A 1212-nucleotide genomic window follows, 5' to 3' on the forward strand; every position below is an offset into this window, starting at 1 on the left:
GCTTGTTGAAGATGACCTGGCGCGCGATCCGGGTCTTGAAAGTGATCTGCGCATCGCCCGCGGCGCGCCGCTCAGTGAGCGCCTGGGCGGCGTTGTGGACGATGTTGAGCGTGGCCTGGATCAGCTGCTCGCGGTCACCGCGGAACTCCGGGATCGACACATCGAAGTCCCGCTCGATGTGCAGGTCGCGCGGAAACTCCGCCAGGATCACCGAACGCACCCGCTCGCAGACCTCGTGGATGTTGACGTCGCCCACCACGTGAGGGCGCCGGTGCGGCGCCAGAAGCCGGTCGACCAGCGTCTGCAGCCGGTCGGCCTCGTGGATGATGACCTGCGTGTACTCGATCAGGTCGCGCGACTCGACCTCCATCTGCAGCAGCTGCGCCGCGCCGCGGATACCGCCGAGCGGGTTCTTGATCTCGTGCGCGAGGTTGCGGATCAGTTCCTTGTTGGCCTGCGCCTGGTCGAGCAGCCGTTCCTCGCGGTCCTGCCGCACCTGTTGCTCGAGCGGCGTCATCTCGATGATGAGCTCACCGGCCTTGTCGCTCTGCGCCAGCGTCACCAGCACCGGCATCAGGTCGTGGTTGACGCGCCGCAACAGGGCCTCGTAGCGCAGCGTGGCGAAATCGTTGCTGCGGGCGCCGTCGATCGCGGTTCGCAGCACCTGGGGCTCATGGAAGCAGGCGCCGAACTGCGAGCCCTCGAGCGTGCGGCGCGAGGTGCCCAGCGCATCCTCGAGGCCCGAATTGGCGAACAGCACCGAGCCGTCCACCCGCACCACCGCGATGAGCGTCGACAGCAGGTCGAAGGCCTGGAAGCGCTTGCCCGGCCCTGCCGATTTGCCAAAAGCCATGATTTTTTGAGTGAGTCTTTTCGTGGAACACCGCGGAACCGGCTTCGCCGGGCCGCTGGTGTTGCCCCCGGAGAGGGGGTGGGCGGCTACACGCAGTGAGCCAACCTGGGGGTGAACTTCATCTCGGAAGGCGGCCGATCTCGCGCTGCAGGCCGGCGATGTCGCTCTCGTTGCGCGCGAGCTCGGCCTTCATTTCCGACACCCGGTCGAGATACTTCTGGTAGTTCTTGCTCTCGCTGCCCTGCTTCTCGGGCTCGCCGTTGTTGTATTCCTTGAGCAGCTGGGCCTGCCGCTCCTGCGCCTTGCGCAATTCGGCCTCGAGCACCGAGCGGGCCTCGCCGTCGCGCGCGCGCTGATCG

General features: G+C 66.7%; 1 protein-coding gene and 1 pseudogene. Both read right to left on the reverse strand.

Annotated features, from left to right (window positions below; all coding sequences use genetic code 11):
- The coding region (locus tag AC1D2K_RS34950) for a two-component system sensor histidine kinase NtrB (RefSeq protein ID WP_478095041.1) at window positions 1-853 on the reverse strand (853 nt) is incomplete at its 3' end.
- 118 nt (window positions 854-971) lie between these two features.
- Window positions 972-1212: pseudogene (locus AC1D2K_RS34955) on the reverse strand (hypothetical protein); the annotation flags it as partial.

The organism is Variovorax sp. P1_H12_2, from assembly GCF_056405335.1.